This window comes from Armatimonadota bacterium (assembly GCA_031459855.1).
In the GTDB taxonomy this organism is placed as follows: domain Bacteria; phylum Sysuimicrobiota; class Sysuimicrobiia; order Sysuimicrobiales; family Humicultoraceae; genus Fervidifonticultor; species Fervidifonticultor primus.
This window is the reverse complement of the sequence record JAVKHP010000001.1, coordinates 2,295,053-2,310,905: the sequence shown is the minus strand read 5'-3', so window position 1 is coordinate 2,310,905 and position 15,853 is coordinate 2,295,053. Positions and strand designations below refer to the sequence as shown.

Below are 15,853 nucleotides of genomic sequence, written 5' to 3'. Positions count from 1 at the left end.
CTGGCCGGCGCCCTGGCGGCTGCGGCTCTCAGCCGCATCGTGTAGCGTCCGGATCGCTGGGGGCTGTCCAGTCGACGCCTAGCTCCGCTCACTACCCCACGGGTGCACCCACGGCACACCACAGGTGCACCCAGCAGTGTGCGCCGCGCCGGTGGTGGCGGCGACTGTCATGAGGTGGCCGCTCCGTTGGGACGACGGCAGGCCGACGGCCACTGCCCGCTACTGGTCCAGGCGGATGTCGGGTGCGTTCTCCGGCCCGAGTGTGGCCCCAGGCGGCAACAGACGGTTCGCGTCGAGGATGAACGCCAGCACGTCCCAGTACTCCTGCACCTGCAGACTGCCGGGCGCGCTGGCCGGCATCTCGCTGCGGACGAACTCGAACAGGCGCTGGGCAGTCTGGTACCCACGCAGGCCGGTGCCGGGACCGATCAGACGCGGGCCGTCTTCCGTCCCCTGCCCCTGGTCGCCGTGGCACCGGCTGCACTGCATCGCAAAGATCTCGCGGCCCCGGACGACCTGCTCCGTCTGCACGACGAGCGCCGGGCCGCCCGCCGCCGGCCGCCCCCGCCCCAAGGGCAGGCCCAGCACCATCAACATCGCGAGCCCGCCCATCATCACTGCGCGCCCGTAGATCATCATGGCGGGGTTCAATGCCGGAAGTGCCGTTCCTGCGTCAGCACCATCGCCAGGCCCAGGCGTTCGGCTGCAGCCAGAACCTCGGCGTCGCGCAGCGAGCCGCCCGGTTGGATCACCGCCGTGACGCCTGCTGCCGCCGCGGCCTCCAGGCCGTCAGCAAAGGGGAAGAACGCGTCGGACGCGCAGACCGCGCCCCGCGCTCGCTCCCCGGCCTTGCTCGCGGCCAGACGCACACTGTCGACCCGGCTCATCTGCCCGGCGCCCACGCCGACCACCTGCCGGGCGCGGGCGAACACGATGGCGTTCGATTTCACGTGGGCGCAGACCGCCCAGGCGAACAGGAGGTCGTCCCACTCGTGCTGGGTGGGCTGTCGTGTGGTGACGACGCGCCAGGCGGACCTGTCGGTCCCGAGCAGGTCCGCTTCCTGGACGAGTACCCCGCCCCGCACGCTGCGCAGTTCCAGCGCGGGAGGAGCGCCGAGCCCCCCGGTGGCCAGCAGGCGCAGGTTCTTCTTCTTGCGCAGGACCTCCAGCGCCGCGGGCTCGAACGCGGGCGCCACGACCGCCTCCAGGAAGATCTCCGCCATGACCTGGGCGGCGGCAGCGTCGACCGGCGCGTTCGCTGCTACGACGCCGCCGAACGCGGCCACGGGGTCGCCCTCGCGCGCCCGCGCGAACGCGTCGGCGAGGGTGGCACCCACGGCCGCGCCGCAGGGGTTCGTGTGCTTGATGATGGCCGCCGCGGGCGCGGGCAGGTCGCGCACCAGCGCCCAGGCGGCCTCAAGGTCGGCGATGTTGTTGTAGGAGAGGGCCTTGCCACCCAATAGCTCGGCCGTGATGATCTCCCCGGCCGGCGGGTGGGCCACGGCGTACAGGGCCGCGCGCTGGTGCGGGTTCTCGCCGTAGCGCAGCTCGGCGCGCTTGCGAAGCGCGAGGGTCAGGTGCTCGGGGAACGGGCCCAGCCCGGCAGTCTCCTGGAGCCAGCCGGCGATGGCGGCGTCGTAGGCCGCGGTGCGCGCGAAGGCAGCGGCAGCCAGGCGCAGCCGCAGCGCCTCGGGCACGCCGCCGGCGCGCACGGCGGCGATGACGTCGGGGTACTGCGCCGGATCGGAGAGCACCGTGACCCGCTGCCAGTTCTTGGCCGCGGCACGGAGCAAGGTCACCCCGCCGATGTCGATCTCCTCGACCAGCGCGGCAAGCGGCGCGCCGCGTGCCAGGGCCTCCTCGAACGGGTAGAGGGTCACGGCGACCAGGTCGATGGGCGTGATGCCGTGCACGGCGAGTTCTGCCGCGTCCTCGGCCGTCGGCCGGGCCAGCAGCCCGGCGTGGATCACCGGGTGCAGCGTCTTCACGCGCCCGCCGAGCAGGGCGGGAACCCCTGTGACATCCTCCACGGCGCGCACGGGCAGGCCCGCCGCGCGCAGGTGAGCGGCCGTGCCGCCAGTCGACAGCAACTCGGCACCCGCCTGATGCAGTGCCGTGGCGAGGTCGACGAAACCGGTCTTGTCCGCCGCGCTCAGCAGCGCGCGCCGGATCGCAGTCATGATGGTCCCTCCTACCAGGGTGTGGTCTCTCGGCTGGGCAGTTCTGTACTTGCTACGCCCCCGTGCGTCCCTCTACGCCCGCATCGGCCATGGCTTCAGCACGTGACGCCTCGCCCGAGTGCCACGCGGGCTCGCCAGCGGGCACGGCTGTGGCATGCGGCGCCTGCCCGGCAAGCAGCGGCTCGCCAGCGGACGCGCCCGCAGGGCCCGGGCGCCACGCCACGGTGCGACCGCGCACCACCAGGCGCCCCTGTGCCCACCAGCGTACGACCTCGGGGTAGAGTCGCCGCTCTTGGGCCTGCACGCGCGCGGCAAGCGTCGCCGGGGTATCGCCGGGCAACACCGGGACCGTGGCCTGGGCGACGATCGGGCCACCGTCGGGAACCTCGTCCACCAGGTGGATGGTGCACCCGCTTATCGCCACGCCCGCGGCGAGTACCGCCTGGTGCACCCGCTCGCCGTACATCCCCTTGCCGCCGAAGGCGGGTAGGAGCGCCGGGTGGGTGTTCAGGATGCGGTTGGGATAGCGGCCGACGAATTCGGGCGAGAGGATGCGCAGGAACCCTGCGAGGCAGATCAGGTCGACCCCGTGCGCACCGGTGACCGCGGCGAGCTCGGCCTCGAAGGCCTGCCGGCTGCGGCCCCGGTGGTCGACGACCGCCGTGGGCACGCCGGCACTACGGGCTCGGGCCAGGGCCGCAGCGTCGGGATTGTTGGACACCACCAGCACCACGCCCGCGACCTCGCACCGTCCTGGACCGAACGCGTCCAGCAGGGCCTGCAGGATGGTGCCCGCGCCCGAGGCGTAGACAGCCACGCGCATCACCCGAACTCGACCTCCCGTACACCGGGGACGACCTCGCCGATCTCATAGGCGGGGACCGCGCAGCGCTCGAAGTGGGCGAGGGCCACCGCCACGTCGGACGGTGCCACGACGAGCACCATGCCGATCCCCAGGTTGAACGTGGCGACCATCTCGTCCTCGGAGACCCCGCCGACCCGGCGCAGCCAGCCGAAGACCGGTGGCTCCGGCCAGGAACGTCGGATCCGCGCGGTACAGCCTTCCGGGAGCACGCGGCGCAGATTCGCCCCCAGGCCACCGCCTGTGACGTGCGCGATGCCCTTGACCTGTACAGCGGCGAGCAGCGCAAGCACCTCGGCAGCGTAGCACCGGTGGGGCGCCATCAGTGCCTCCGCCACGGTGGTCCCGCGGTCGTCCAGGACGGCATGGAGGGCCGCGGGGGCCCTGGCGAGCACGCGACGCACCAGCGTGTACCCGTTGGTGTGCAGGCCGGTGGAGGCCAGCCCCACCAGGCGGTCGCCGGGGCGGATGCGGGCGCCGGTGATGAGCCCCTCGGCCGGCGCCAGGCCGACCATCGTCCCCACGACATCGTACGCGTCGGCCGCGTACACGTCGGGCATCTCTGCGGTCTCGCCGCCCAGCAGCGCCACGTCCAGCGTGCGGCACGCCTCGGCGATGGCTGCGAGCAGCGTGGTGACCAGGTCGCCGTCGAGGTGGCCCATGGCGATGTAGTCGAGGAAGGCCAACGGGCGCGCACCCTGGGCGACCAGGTCGTTGGCGCAGTGGGCGACGATGTCCCATCCGATGACCGCATCCTGCCCCAGGCGGCGGGCCAGCAGGGGTTTGGTGCCCACGCCGTCGGTGGTGGCCAGGAGGACTGCGTCGCGTTCCGAGGGGAGGAGCGCCAGGGCGCCAGCGAACGCCCCGACCCCGGCGAGCACCCTGGGGGAGTGGGTCGCGCGGATGCTGGGCGCCACCTGCGCCAGCAGCCGTTCCTTCGCCGCGATGTCGACCCCGGCGTCCCGGTACGACAGGCCGGGCGACGGACCGGCGGGGGTGTCACGCGACTCCATCACGGGGCCTGTCGGTCACCACACAGCGGGCAGGGGATCACGAGCGGCTGGGCGCGGCCGACCTGGCGAAGGCATCCAGCGCCCGTCGCCCCGCCTCCGCTTCGGTGGGCACGCGGGTCGGGTAGTGCCCGTCCAGACAGGCCATGCACAGGTCACGGCGCGCGAGCCCCACGGCCTCGGCGAGCCCCGCCTGGCTCAAGTAGCCCAGGCTGTCGGCGCCGATCAGGCGGCGGATCTCGTCCACCGTGTGACGCGCCGCCACCAGCTCTCCCCGGCTGCTGGTGTCGATGCCGTAGAAACACGGGAAGCGGATCGGCGGCGAGGAGATGCGCACGTGGACCTCGCGGGCACCCGCCGCCCGCAGCAGGCGCACGATGCGTCCCGAGGTCGTGCCGCGGACGATCGAGTCGTCCACCAACACGACGCGCCGTCCGGCGATCACCTCGACGTTGGGGTTGAGCTTCAGGCGCACGCCAAAGTCGCGCGTGGCCTGATCCGGCTGGATGAAGGTGCGGCCGATGTACCGGTTCTTGATCAACCCGACCTCGAAGGGGAGGCCCGCGGCTTCGGCAAAGCCCATGGCCGCCGACGTGCCGGAGTCGGGGACGGGGATCACGATGTCGGCGTCGGCCGGGTGCTCGCGGGCCAGGATCCGTCCCATGCGCCGCCGGGCCTGGTGGACGTTGCGCCCGGCCAGGACGCTGTCGGGGCGGGCGAAGTAGATGTACTCGAAGACGCACGCGGCGCGCTGCGCGGGGGAGAGCACCTGGCGGGTGCGCAGCCCGTCGCGATCGAGGACGACCAGGGCACCCGGTTCCACCTCGGCGACGTACTCCGCGCCGATGTGGTCGAAGGCGCACGTCTCGGACGCCAGCGCCCAGCCCCACGGCCCGCGCCCGACGACGAGCGGACGGATCGCCCAGGGATCGCGGAAGCCGTAGAGCCGGCCGCCGGCCGCGGCCACGACCGTGTAGGCGCCCTCCAGCCTGGTCATGCACGAGGCCACCGCGTCGTCCGGATCGGCGGCCGGGGCCCGGGCGATCAGGTGGGCGATCACCTCGCTGTCCGTGGTGCCGGCGAACATCACGCCCTGGGCTTCGAGGGCGCGGCGTACCTGCGGCGCGTTGATGAGGTTGCCGTTGTGGGCGATGGCCACCGGCCCCCACGGCGAGGCGACGACAATGGGCTGCGCGTTCTCCAGCTGTGCGGAGCCCATGGTCGCGTAGCGCACGTGCCCGATGGCGACGGCACCGGGCAGCGCCTCGATCCGGGCCGCGTCGAAGACCTGCGCCACGAGCCCCATGCCGCGGTGCAGGCGTACTTCGCGACCGTCGAAGGCGGCGATGCCCGCGCTCTCCTGCCCGCGGTGCTGGAGGGCGTACAGCGCGACGTGCACCAGCGGCGCCGCCGCGGTCCCGTCGCGGCAGACGACCCCGGCCACCCCGCACTCCTCCTTCCACGCATGCGCCGGCCCGGCTGGATGCCCGCCGTCCTCTGCGGTCTCGCGCTGCGGCGCCGCGGGCGCTGGGTGGAGGGCGCGCACGACCGGATCGCCACCGCCACCTGCCATCGCTACACCTCCAGGCTGGTCCACGCGGCCACGAGCGCGTCCAGGGGCAGCGAGGTCGTGCGGGTGGTGCTGCCGGCAGTCCACTGCATGCAGAGCGCGTCGCCGCCCACCGTCCCGAGCACGGCGCACGGCACCCCCGCAGCGGCGGCCGCGGCCGTGATGGCCTGCACATGCTCCGGAAGGCACGAGACGACAAACCGGCCCGGCCCCTCGCCAAACCACGCGCGACGGCCATCGCCGTCCGCCGGCGCCGGCAGGGCCACCGTCGCACCTATCCCGCCCGCGATGCACGCTTCGGCGAGCGCGACGGCGAGCCCGCCCTCGCTGCAGTCGTGCGCGGAGCGCAGCACCCCCTGGCGCACGGCATCCCGCACCAGCGCGGTGGCGGCGACCGCAGCAGCAAACGCTGGAGCCGCAGGGCGCCCGCAGTCCCTGCCGGTGACCAGGCGTGCGTGCAGGCTCGCGCCGAGCGTGGCGCTGTCGGGCCCCAGCAGCACGATGCGGTCGCCAGCGCGCACAAACCCCATCCGCCCAATCGCGGCCACGTCGTCCACCAGGCCGACCATCGCGACGATCGGGGTGGGCAGGATGGCCCGATCATGGGCGCCCTCCGCCTCGTTGTAGAACGAGACGTTGCCGCCCACCACGGGGATCCCCAGCGCGCGGCAGGCCGCAGCCAGCCCGTCGACGGTCTCGCGAAAGGCCCAGAAGACCTCGGGGCGCCGTGGGCTGCCGAAGTTCAGGCAGTCGGTGAGCCCCAGCGGCGTGGCGCCCACGCAGGCGAGGTTGGCAGCCGCCTCCAGCACGACCAGCGCGGCGCCGCGCGAAGGGTCCAGCGCGCACCACCGCGCGTTGCCGTCTGCGACGAACGCCACTCCCCGCGGCGGGACCTCCAGCAGCCGCAGCACCGCCGCGTCGGCGCCCGGCGGCGCCACGGTGCGGATCCCGACCATGTGGTCGTACTGTTCGTACACGGCCTGCTTGCTGGCCACATCGGGATGAGCGAGCAGCGCCAGCACCGCGTCGCCCAGGTCGTCGAGGGGCGGCAACGCGGGCAGCGCCCAGCGGGCCTCGAGGTCTGCGGGCACGGCCTCGGCCGGCTCGTAGGCCGGCGCGTTGGCCAGTGCCCGTGGCGGCAGATCGGCGACGACCTGCCCGCCGGCCAGGACGCGCAGCCGGGGCTCGGCGAGCACGGTGCCGATCACGGCCGCCTCGAGTCCCCACCGGCGGTAGATGGCCGCTACCCGCGCGACGTCGTCACGGCGGACGACGAGCAACATGCGCTCCTGCGACTCGCTCAGCAGGATCTCGTCGGGACGCATCTGTGGTTCCCGCAGCGGCACCCGGTCCACGTCGAGCTCCATCCCGACGCCACCGCGGGCGGCCATCTCAGCGGCCGCGCACGTCAGGCCCGCGGCCCCCATGTCCTGGATGGCCACCACGGCCCCGGTCTCCAGCGCCTGCAGGGTGGCCTCGATCAGGAGCTTCCCGGTAAATGGATCGCCCAGCTGCACCGACGCGCGGTCGGCCTGCTCGCGTCCCGCGTCGAGCTCGGTGGAGGCGAAGGCCGCCCCCCCGATGCCGTCGCGGCCGGTGCGCGCGCCGGCGTAGAGCACCACGTTGCCCGGCCCCGCGGCCGCCGAGGAGGCCACGCGGTCGGTACGCACCAGGCCCAGGCAGGCCACGTTCACCAGGGGATTGTCGCGGTAGCAGGCGTCGACCAGGATCTCACCGCCGACGGTAGGCACCCCGATGGCGTTGCCGTAGCCGGCGATGCCGGCCACGACGCCGGCCAGCAACCGCCGGGCCCGCGGCTCGTCCAGCGGGCCGAAGCGGAGGGCGTCGAGCAGCGCGATGGGACGGGCACCCATCGCGAGCACGTCGCGGATGATTCCGCCCACGCCCGTTGCCGCCCCGTTGTACGGGTCGACCGCGCTGGGGTGGTTGTGGCTCTCCATCTTGAACGCCACGGCCCATCCGTCGCCCACGGCCACGACGCCGGCGTTCTCGCCCGGCCCGCGGAGGAGCCGTGGCGACGCGGTCGGCAGCCGGCGCAGGACGCGTTTGGAGTGCATGTAGCCACAGTGCTCCGACCACATCACGGCGAACATGCGGGCTTCCACGGGGTTGGGCGCCCGCCCCAGGGTCCGGCAGATCAGCGCGTAGTCTTCGGGAGTCAAGCCGGCGCGAGCGGCCAGGTCTGGCGCGACCGCGCTCACCGGGACCCTCCCTGGCTCGCCAACGCCGCCCCGGCGGACACCGCCTGCGGCTGCTGGTGCAACCACGCCACGGCCGAGGCGAACAGCCGCAGGCCGTCGGTCGACCCCAGCACCGCTTCGGACGCGCGCTCGGGGTGCGGCATCAGCCCCACGACGTTGCCCGTCGCGTTCGCCACGCCGGCGATCTCCGCCACCGACCCGTTGGGGTTGGCCTCGGGCGTGACGCGCCCGGACGGATCACAGTACCGGAAGACGATGCGGCCGGATGTGTCCAGCGCTGCGACCTCGTCGGGCGGCGCCAGGTAGGCGCCCTCGCCGTGCGCGATGGGCATCTGCAGTACCGTGCCGACGGGCAGGGCCGCGGTGAACGGCGTGCGCTGCGAGTCGACTCGCACCCAGACCGGCCGGCACCGGAACCGCAGGCCCGCGTTGCGCACCAGCGTGCCCGGCAACAACCCTGCCTCGGTCAGGATCTGAAACCCGTTGCAGATACCCAGCACCGGCTTGCCTGCCGCTGCCAGGGCGCGCACCGCGTCCATCACGGGTGCCGTGGCGGCGATGGCCCCTGCCCGCAGGTAGTCGCCGTACGAAAAGCCACCGGGCAGCACCAGGGCGTCGACCCCCGCCAGCTCACGGTCCTCGTGCCAGACCTCCACCACGTCGACGCCCACCACGTGCCGCAGCACGTGCACGGCGTCACGATCGTTGTTGGAGCCCGGGAAGACCACCACACCCCAGGTCACGGTCGGGCCTCCCCGAGCAAGGGTGCAGTTCCCGCGTGGGCGGCCGGCGGCCGCGCGTCGTCGGCACCGGGCACGTCGGCGCCCGGCGAGGCGACGCCGGGCGGGGCCAGGCCGCCGAGCACCGCGGACGCAGCCGGCGCCTGTGCGGCCGGGGACTCGCCCATCCCCGCAACGGTGGCAGACCCGTCCGTCCCGACGGTGGCAGCCGTTGGGCTAGGAGAGCGCTGGATCTCCCAGGTCTCGATCAGCGGGTTGGCAAGGAACCGCGCGCAGATCTCGTCGAGGCGGTGGACGTGACCCTCGGGGACCGCCAGCTCGATGACCTTCCCAACCCGCACGTCTACGGCGGGAAAGCCCAGCGCCGCGAGCCCGCGGGCCACGGCCTGTCCGGGCGCGTCCAGGACCCCGGGTTTGAGCATGACGACGATCCGGAACGTCGGCACTAGGACAGCTCCCTCCCCACAAGACGGCGGTAGGTCTCGCGGTAGCGCTGTGCGGTAGCCGCCACCACCTCGGGCGGCAGGGGCGGCGGCGGGCTCTGGCGATCCCATCCGATCTGCAGCAGGTAGTCCCGGACGAACTGCTTGTCCAGCGGCACGAGCACACCGCGCGCGTAGTCGGCGGCGTCCCAGAACCGCGACGAGTCGGGGGTCAGCAGTTCGTCGATGACCACCAGCCGCGCCGGGCTCCCTGGCAGCAGGCCGAACTCGACCTTCGTGTCGGCCAGCACGAGCCCGCAGGCTGCCGCGTGCGCATGGGCGTGCGCGTAGAGGGCCAAGCTCCACGCCCGGAGCTGCTCGGCCAGCGCCGGGCCCACGAGCGCCACGACCTCGTCGAAGGTGATGTTGTGGTCGTGCCCCGTAGAGGCTTTGGCCGCGGGCGTGAAGATCGGCTGGGCCAGCGGGTCGCCCTCCCGGAGCCCTCCGGGCAGCCGCACACCGCTGATGGCCCCTGTCTGCCGGTACTCGGACCAGCCCCCACCGGCCAGGTAGCCACGCACCACGCATTCGACGTCGAGCCGGCGGGCGCGGCGGACCAGCATGGCCCGACCTCCTAGCGACGTCGCCAGCGCGCCGAGCGGGGCGGGCATGGCCGCGGGATCGGCGGTCAGGTAGTGATTCGGAGCCAGGCCGCGCGTCGCCTCGAACCAGAAGGCCGAGAGCTGCGTCAGGACGCGGCCCTTGTCCGGTACCGGAGTGGGCAGCACGTGGTCAAACGCCGAGATCCGGTCCGTAGCCACCATCAGCAGCAGTTCGCCGGCCTCGTCACCGGCCTCGTAGAGGTCGCGCACCTTCCCCCGGGCGTACAGCGTCAGGGGCAGCGCGGTCTCCCGCAGTGCGACCGTCGGCGTGCTCACGGCGTGCTGCCCGACGGCGCAGGGACCCGGGGGATCCCAGCGCGCTCCAGGATCGCGTCGACGTGGCGCAGGTAGGGGGCGAGGTCGAAGCAGGCGTCGAGCTCCTCCGCGCTGAGGGCGCCCGTCGCCGCGAGCAGGTCACGGAACCGGCCGCGGCCGTCCAGCGCGGCCATGGCCGCGTCCTGCACGATCCGGTAGGCCTCGTCGCGTGGCAGCCCCTTGTCGATCAGGGCCAGCAGCACCCGGTGGCTGAACACCAGGCCCCCGCCGTGCTCCAGGTTGCGGCGCATCGCGTCGGCGTCCACCCGCAGGCCGTCGAGGACCCGCTGCAGGACGCGGAGCATGTAGTGCGACAGCGTCGTCGCCTGGGGAAGGATGAGGCGCTCGGCGGACGAGTGGGTGATGTCTCGCTCGCCCCACAGCGCCTGGTTCTCGAACGCCACCTGCGCCGCCGCACGGACCGTGCGGGCCAGACCCACGAGGCGCTCGCACAGAATCGGGTTCCGCTTGTGCGGCATCGCCGACGACCCGGTCTGGCCGGGGGCGAACGGCTCCTCGAGCTCGCGGATCTCCGTGCGCTGCAATGAGCGGATCTCGGTGGCGATCTTCTCGATCGTCCCGGCCAGCACGGCCAGCGCTGCCAGGTACTCGGCGTGCCGGTCGCGGCTGACGACCTGGCTGCTGACGGGATCGGGCTCAAGCCCCAGCCGCGCGCAGACCTCGGCCTCGATCTCGGGCGGTAGGTGGGCGAACGTGCCGACCTCGCCCGAGAGCTTGCCCACGCGCACCGCCTCGCGCGCGGCCTGCAGGCGGCGGACGGCCCGGCCCAGCTCGGCGTGCCACAGGGCGACTTTGACCCCGAAGGTGATGGGTTCGGCGTGAATCCCGTGGGTGCGGCCCGCCATGACGGTGTAGCGGTGCCGGTCGGCCAGCCGGCCGGTCGTGCGCCGCACGTCCTCCAGCGCCGCCAGGAGCAGGTCTGCGGCCCGCACCAACAGCACGTTCTGGGCAGTGTCGACCACGTCGGTGGAGCCCAGGCCCCGGTGGAGGTACCGGGCATCGGGGCCGGTCAACTCGGCGACCGAGCGCAGGAAGGCGACCACGTCATGCTGCGTCTCGGTCCGCTCGATCTCCTCGATGCGCTGGGGCGTGCCGACACGTGCGTCCCGCCGCAGCCATTCCGCCACCGCGCGGGGGATCTCGCCCCGCGCGGCCTGCGCTTCGACCACCAGGAGCTCGATCTCCAGCCACAGCGCGTACTTCGTCTCGGGCGCCCACAGCGCCCGCATCTCCGGCGTGGCGTAGCGCTCGATCACCTCGTCCCCCTACCGGAGATGCCATTCCGCGAACGGACGGCAACGTCCACATCATCTGGGGCCCACCCGTTGGCCGGCGGTAGTCCCCCGGGGATCCCGTCGCACGTCCGGACGACAAGGCGGTAATCGGCCACAGGCACGGCGATGCTCCCGTCGGTGGGCACTACCCGGCCTCCCGCGCCCCCGCCGCCGGCATCGCCCGCACCAGCGCCTCGCGGTCGCGCCCCAACCCGACCATTGTCACCGGCGCGCCCACCAGCGCGGCGATGCGGTCCAGGAAGCGGCGGGCCGTGGCCGGAAGGTCCTCCAGCGTCCGCACGCGCCCCTCCAGTCGCCAGCCGGGCAGGGTCTCGTAGATGGGCTCGACCTCCGCCAGCACCGGGACGTCGGGCATACCGTCGAGGACCTCGCCCTGGTACCGGTAAGCAGTGCAGATCTGGACCTCGTCCAGGCCGGCCAGCACGTCGAGCTTCATCACGGCCAGCTCGGTGAAGCCGGCCACCTCTGCGGCGAAGCGCGCCGCCACGGCATCGAACCAGCCGCAGCGACGGGGCCGCCCGGTGGTGGTGCCGAACTCCCCGCCGGCCTCGCGGATGCGGTCGGCGACCGCGCCGTGGAGCTCGGTGGGCAGCGGCCCGGCGCCCACGGCCGTGGTGTACGCCTTCACCACGCCCACCACACGCGTGATCCGGGCCGCGGGGATACCCGCGCCCGCTGCGGCCCCGCCGGGAAGACACGTTGAGGAGGTGACGTAGGGGTAGATGCCCCAGTCCAGATCGCGCATGACGCCCAGGTGTCCCTCCAGGAGGATCCGGCGGTCGGCGGCCAGCGCGCGCTGCACGAGCTGATGGCTGTCGACGATGCGTGGACCCAAGCGCGCGCGCCACTGCCGGCAGCGGGCTAGGACCTCGTCGGCGTCGATGGGCGGGTGGTCGGCACCCAGCAGGCGGTTCGTCCGCGCCACGAGGTACCGCACCTGCGCTTCGAGGTGCGCGTCGTGGAGCAGGTCGCCCATGCGGACGCCCACCCGCGCGACCTTGTCGGCGTAGGCGGGCCAGATGCCCTGCTTCGTCGTGCCGTGCGGCCGGGGCCCGCGGCGTTGCTCCTCGAGGACGTCGAGGGTGATGTGGAAGGGGAAGACGATGTGGGCACGGGTGGAGATCACCACGTTGTGGGTGGACACGCCGCGCGCCTCGAGTTGGTCGAGCTCGGCGATCAGGAAGTCGGGGTTGACGACCACCCCGGGCCCGATCAGGCACGTGACCCGCGGGTGGAGGACGCCGGAGGGCACGAGGTGCAACGCGAAGACACCGCGGTCGCTGACGATGGTGTGTCCCGCGTTGGAGCCGCCGTTGTACCGGATGACGAGATCCGCCTCGGCGGCCAGCACGTCCACGACCTTGCCCTTGCCCTCGTCGCCCCAGTGGCCGCCCACCACCGCCGTCACCGGCATGGCGTCACGCCTCCCGCGCCGGCCGTGGCCAGCAGGCGACTGCCGATATCGGTGCGGTACTGCATGCCAGGAAACGCGACCCGCCCTACGGCCGCGTAGGCGCGCTGGCGCGCCGCGGCGAGGTCCGGGCCCAGCCCCGTCACCGTCAGCACCCGCCCGCCAGCGGTCACCAGCCGCCCCTCCGCGCGCGCCGTGCCGTTGTGGAACACCAGGGCCAGCTCCTCGGCGTCGGCGACCCCGTCGATGGGCACGCCGGGGCGCGTCGTGGCGGGGTAGCCTTCCGACGCCAGCACGACACCACAGGCTGCCCGGTCCAACCTGAGGAGTTCGGTTCCAGCGACCTGGCCCTCAGCGTCGACCTCGCCCCGCCGCAGGGCGTCGAACGCGTCGGGGAGCCCCGCGCGCAGCAGCGGCAGCATGACCTGCGCTTCGGGATCCCCGAGCCTGCAGTTGAACTCCAGCACCTGTGGCCCATCGGCGGTGAGCATCAACCCCGCGAACAGCACCCCGCGGTAGGCGCAGCCTTCCGCGACCAATGCGCTGGCGGCCGGCTGGAGGATCTCGCGCAGGATGCGGGTGCGCAGCGCCGGCGCCAGCGGGTAAGGCGCGATCGCGCCCATGCCGCCGGTGTTGGGACCGCGGTCGCCGTCGTGCAGGCGCTTGTGATCCTGGGCCGCGCCCAGCCACGCCACCGCCTCGCCGTCGACGAGGGCGAAGACACTCACCTCGTCGCCGTCGAGGCGCTCTTCGACCACCACACGGCGTCCGGCGTCGCCAAACACCACCTCGACCATCATGGCCCGTACCGCCGCCTCGGCCTCGTCGGGCCCGTCGCAGACGACGACCCCCTTCCCCGCCGCCAGGCCGTCGGCTTTGACGACCACCCGCGGGCCCACGTGCCGCACGTGGGCGATGGCCTGGGGCGGATCGTCGAAGACCGCGAACGGTGCGGTGGGGATACCGGCGCGCGCCATCAGGTGTTTGGCGAAGGCCTTGCTGCCCTCGATGCGGGCGGCGGCGGCGGCGGGACCCAGCGTCGGCAGCCCTACAGCCTGCAGCCGATCGGCCAGACCCGCGACGAGCGGTGCCTCGGGACCGACGATCACGAGATCGGGCGCCAGGGTAGCGGCGGCGCTGACCAGGCCGTTCAGGTCGGTCGCAGCCACCGGCAGGCAGGTCGCCAGGCGGGAGATCCCGGGGTTACCGGGCGCGCAGTGGATCGCGGCACCTGGATAGCACCTGGCCAGGTGCCAGACGATGGCGTGTTCCCTGCCGCCTCCCCCAATCACGAAGAATTTCCTCATGCGTAGCCTGCTACGTTCGGATTTTTGTCCGGATTGGGGGCAAATACTGTAAGTCCCGTCAGGAACTCTATCATGAAAACCGTACATTGGCAAGAGTATGCCGGCTCGTGCACCGTCCCGCCGGATCGTGCGGACGTCCGTGACAGGTCGCTACCACAAAAACGCCCGAGGCGGGGGGCAGCCCCCGCCTCGGGCACAGCCGCCACGCGCGCCTACACGGACGGCGGCGTGGGTGTCGTCTCCTTCTCCTCCTCGGGCTTCTCGACCACCATCGCCTCGGTGGTCAGCACCAGGCCCGCGACGCTGGCCGCGTTCTGCAGGGCCGAGCGCACGACCTTCGTGGGATCGACGATCCCGGCCTTGAACATGTCCACGAACTGGCCGGTCATGACGTCGAAGCCCACGCCGTAGGGCTGCTGCTTCAGCTCCTCGACGATGATGGAGCCTTCGCGTCCTGCGTTGATCGCCAGCTGCTTGGCGGGCTCCTCCAGGGCCCGCGCCACCAGCTGGGCGCCCACCTTCTCGTCACCCTCCAGAGCCAGGGCCTCCACGGCCTTGCGCGCGTAGATCAGCGCCACGCCGCCGCCGGGCACGATCCCCTCCTCGACGGCCGACCGGGTGGCACGCAGGGCGTCCTCGGTGCGCGTCTTGCGGTACTTGAGCTCGGCCTCGCTGGGCGCGCCGACCCGGATGACAGCCACGCCGCCGGCCAGCTTGCCCAGCCGCTCCTGCAGCTTCTCGCGGTCGTAGTCGGAGTCGGTCTCCTCGATCTGCTTGCGGATCTGCTGGATGCGCTTCTCGATGGCCTCGCGCTTGCCGGCCCCCTTGACGATGATCGTCTCCTCCTTGCGCACGCGGACCTGGCCCGCGCGGCCCAGGTGGGCGAGCTCGGTGTTCTCGAGCTTGAGGCCGACCTCGTCACTGATGACCTGCCCGCCGGTGAGGATCGCGATGTCCTCCAGGATCGCCTTCCGGCGGTCACCGAACGCCGGCGCCTTCACGGCGCAGGCCTGGAGCGTGCCGCGCAGCTTGTTCACCACCAGCGTGGCCAGCGCCTCGCCCTCCACGTCCTCGGCGATGACCAGCAGCGGTCGGCCCATCTGGACCACCCGCTCCAGCACCGGCAGCAGGTCCTTCACCGCGCTGATCTTCTTGTCGGTGATGAGCAGGTAGGCGTCCTCCAGGACAGCCTCCATCTTCTCGGGATCGGTGATGAAGTACGGGGAGATGTAGCCCTTGTCGAACATCATCCCCTCGACGACCTCGACGGTCGTCTCGATCCCCTTGGACTCCTCGACGGTGATGACGCCGTCCTTGCCCACCTTGTCCATGGCATCGGCGATCAGCTTGCCGATAGCGGCGTCGTTGGCGGAGATGCTGGCGACCTGCTCGATCGCCTCCTTGGTCTCCACCGGCTTGGCCATGCGGTGCAACTCGTCGACGACGGCCGCCACGGCCCGGTCCATGCCGCGCTTGAGCGCCATGGGGTTGGCCCCGGCCGCCACCATCTTCAGGCCCTCACGGATCATGGCCTGGGCGAGGATCGTGGCGGTGGTGGTGCCGTCGCCGGCCACGTCCTCCGTCTTGGTGGCCACCTCCCGCACCAACTGCGCGCCGGCGTTCTCGAAGGGGTCTTCCAGCTCGACCTCCTTCGCCACCGTCACGCCGTCGTGGGTGATCGTGGGGGACCCGAACTTCTTCTCGAGGACGACGTTGCGCCCCTTGGGACCCAGCGTGATCTTCACCGCATCGGCGAGCTTGTTGATGCCGCGCTCCATCGCGCGGCGTGCGGTCTCGTCGTAGGCCAGGATCTTCGGCATGGCGACCCCTCCCTCG

General features: G+C 72.7%; 14 protein-coding genes (1 of these 14 only partly in view). 1 reads left to right on the top strand and 13 read right to left on the bottom strand.

Annotation, left to right across the window (positions count from 1 at the left end; translation table 11 throughout):
- A protein-coding gene (locus tag QN157_10595) for a DUF92 domain-containing protein (GenBank protein ID MDR7556046.1) crosses the window boundary here: on the top strand, positions 1–45 show its 3' portion. It extends 696 nt beyond the left edge of the window; 45 of the gene's 741 nt are visible here — the last part of the coding sequence; its start codon lies off the left edge, out of view; its stop codon occupies positions 43–45.
- Between the two features lie 174 nt (positions 46–219).
- Here the strand turns inward: QN157_10595 and QN157_10590 are convergent, their stop codons facing one another.
- From QN157_10590 to groL, 13 genes are all read right to left on the bottom strand, one after another.
- Positions 220–639, bottom strand: coding sequence for a c-type cytochrome (locus QN157_10590; protein ID MDR7556045.1), 420 nt, complete (start codon positions 637–639; stop codon positions 220–222).
- Between the two features lie 8 nt (positions 640–647).
- Positions 648–2,180, bottom strand: a complete 1,533-nt coding sequence (gene purH, locus QN157_10585) for a bifunctional phosphoribosylaminoimidazolecarboxamide formyltransferase/IMP cyclohydrolase (protein ID MDR7556044.1) — start codon at positions 2,178–2,180, stop codon at positions 648–650.
- Between the two features lie 52 nt (positions 2,181–2,232).
- Positions 2,233–3,003: a phosphoribosylglycinamide formyltransferase gene (gene purN, locus QN157_10580; GenBank protein ID MDR7556043.1), complete on the bottom strand. Its 771-nt coding sequence runs from the start codon at positions 3,001–3,003 to the stop codon at positions 2,233–2,235.
- On the bottom strand, positions 3,003–4,055 hold the full coding sequence (gene purM / locus QN157_10575) for a phosphoribosylformylglycinamidine cyclo-ligase (GenBank protein MDR7556042.1): 1,053 nt from the start codon (positions 4,053–4,055) through the stop codon (positions 3,003–3,005). The genes purN and purM overlap by 1 nt, the downstream gene beginning before the upstream one ends.
- 37 nt (positions 4,056–4,092) lie before the next feature.
- Entirely contained in the window at positions 4,093–5,625 is a 1,533-nt protein-coding gene (gene purF, locus QN157_10570; GenBank protein MDR7556041.1) for an amidophosphoribosyltransferase, read from the bottom strand.
- 2 nt (positions 5,626–5,627) lie between these two features.
- Positions 5,628–7,844: a phosphoribosylformylglycinamidine synthase subunit PurL gene (purL, locus tag QN157_10565; protein ID MDR7556040.1), complete on the bottom strand. Its 2,217-nt coding sequence runs from the start codon at positions 7,842–7,844 to the stop codon at positions 5,628–5,630.
- The gene (purQ, locus tag QN157_10560; GenBank protein MDR7556039.1) at positions 7,841–8,587 is read right to left on the bottom strand and encodes a phosphoribosylformylglycinamidine synthase subunit PurQ; all 747 of its coding nucleotides are present in this window, start codon (positions 8,585–8,587) and stop codon (positions 7,841–7,843) included. The genes purL and purQ overlap by 4 nt, the downstream gene beginning before the upstream one ends.
- Positions 8,584–9,030, bottom strand: a complete 447-nt coding sequence (gene purS / locus QN157_10555; GenBank protein ID MDR7556038.1) for a phosphoribosylformylglycinamidine synthase subunit PurS — start codon at positions 9,028–9,030, stop codon at positions 8,584–8,586. Before purS ends, purQ begins: the two co-directional genes overlap by 4 nt.
- Entirely contained in the window at positions 9,030–9,944 is a 915-nt protein-coding gene (locus QN157_10550) for a phosphoribosylaminoimidazolesuccinocarboxamide synthase (GenBank protein MDR7556037.1), read from the bottom strand. The genes purS and QN157_10550 overlap by 1 nt, the downstream gene beginning before the upstream one ends.
- The gene (purB, locus tag QN157_10545) at positions 9,941–11,260 is read right to left on the bottom strand and encodes an adenylosuccinate lyase (protein MDR7556036.1); all 1,320 of its coding nucleotides are present in this window, start codon (positions 11,258–11,260) and stop codon (positions 9,941–9,943) included. The genes QN157_10550 and purB overlap by 4 nt, the downstream gene beginning before the upstream one ends.
- Positions 11,261–11,423: 163 nt before the next feature.
- Entirely contained in the window at positions 11,424–12,713 is a 1,290-nt protein-coding gene (locus QN157_10540; GenBank protein MDR7556035.1) for an adenylosuccinate synthase, read from the bottom strand.
- Complete coding sequence (purD, locus tag QN157_10535; GenBank protein ID MDR7556034.1) at positions 12,704–14,017, bottom strand: phosphoribosylamine--glycine ligase; 1,314 nt, start codon at positions 14,015–14,017, stop codon at positions 12,704–12,706. The genes QN157_10540 and purD overlap by 10 nt, the downstream gene beginning before the upstream one ends.
- Before the next feature lie 212 nt (positions 14,018–14,229).
- A complete protein-coding gene (groL, locus tag QN157_10530; protein MDR7556033.1) occupies positions 14,230–15,837 on the bottom strand; it encodes a chaperonin GroEL in 1,608 nt (535 codons plus the stop codon).
- Positions 15,838–15,853 lie beyond the last annotated feature (16 nt).

Bases quoted from the DNA above. Each gene is read 5' to 3' on its own strand.
- QN157_10590 (MDR7556045.1), bottom strand. From the start codon at position 639: ATGATGATCTACGGGCGCGCAGTGATGATGGGCGGGCTCGCGATGTTG.
- purH (MDR7556044.1), bottom strand. From the start codon at position 2,180: ATGACTGCGATCCGGCGCGCGCTGCTGAGCGCGGCGGACAAGACCGGT.
- purN (MDR7556043.1), bottom strand. From the start codon at position 3,003: ATGCGCGTGGCTGTCTACGCCTCGGGCGCGGGCACCATCCTGCAGGCC.
- purM (MDR7556042.1), bottom strand. From the start codon at position 4,055: ATGGAGTCGCGTGACACCCCCGCCGGTCCGTCGCCCGGCCTGTCGTAC.
- purF (MDR7556041.1), bottom strand. From the start codon at position 5,625: ATGGCAGGTGGCGGTGGCGATCCGGTCGTGCGCGCCCTCCACCCAGCG.
- QN157_10540 (MDR7556035.1), bottom strand. From the start codon at position 12,713: ATGCCGGTGACGGCGGTGGTGGGCGGCCACTGGGGCGACGAGGGCAAG.
- purD (MDR7556034.1), bottom strand. From the start codon at position 14,017: ATGAGGAAATTCTTCGTGATTGGGGGAGGCGGCAGGGAACACGCCATC.
- groL (MDR7556033.1), bottom strand. From the start codon at position 15,837: ATGCCGAAGATCCTGGCCTACGACGAGACCGCACGCCGCGCGATGGAG.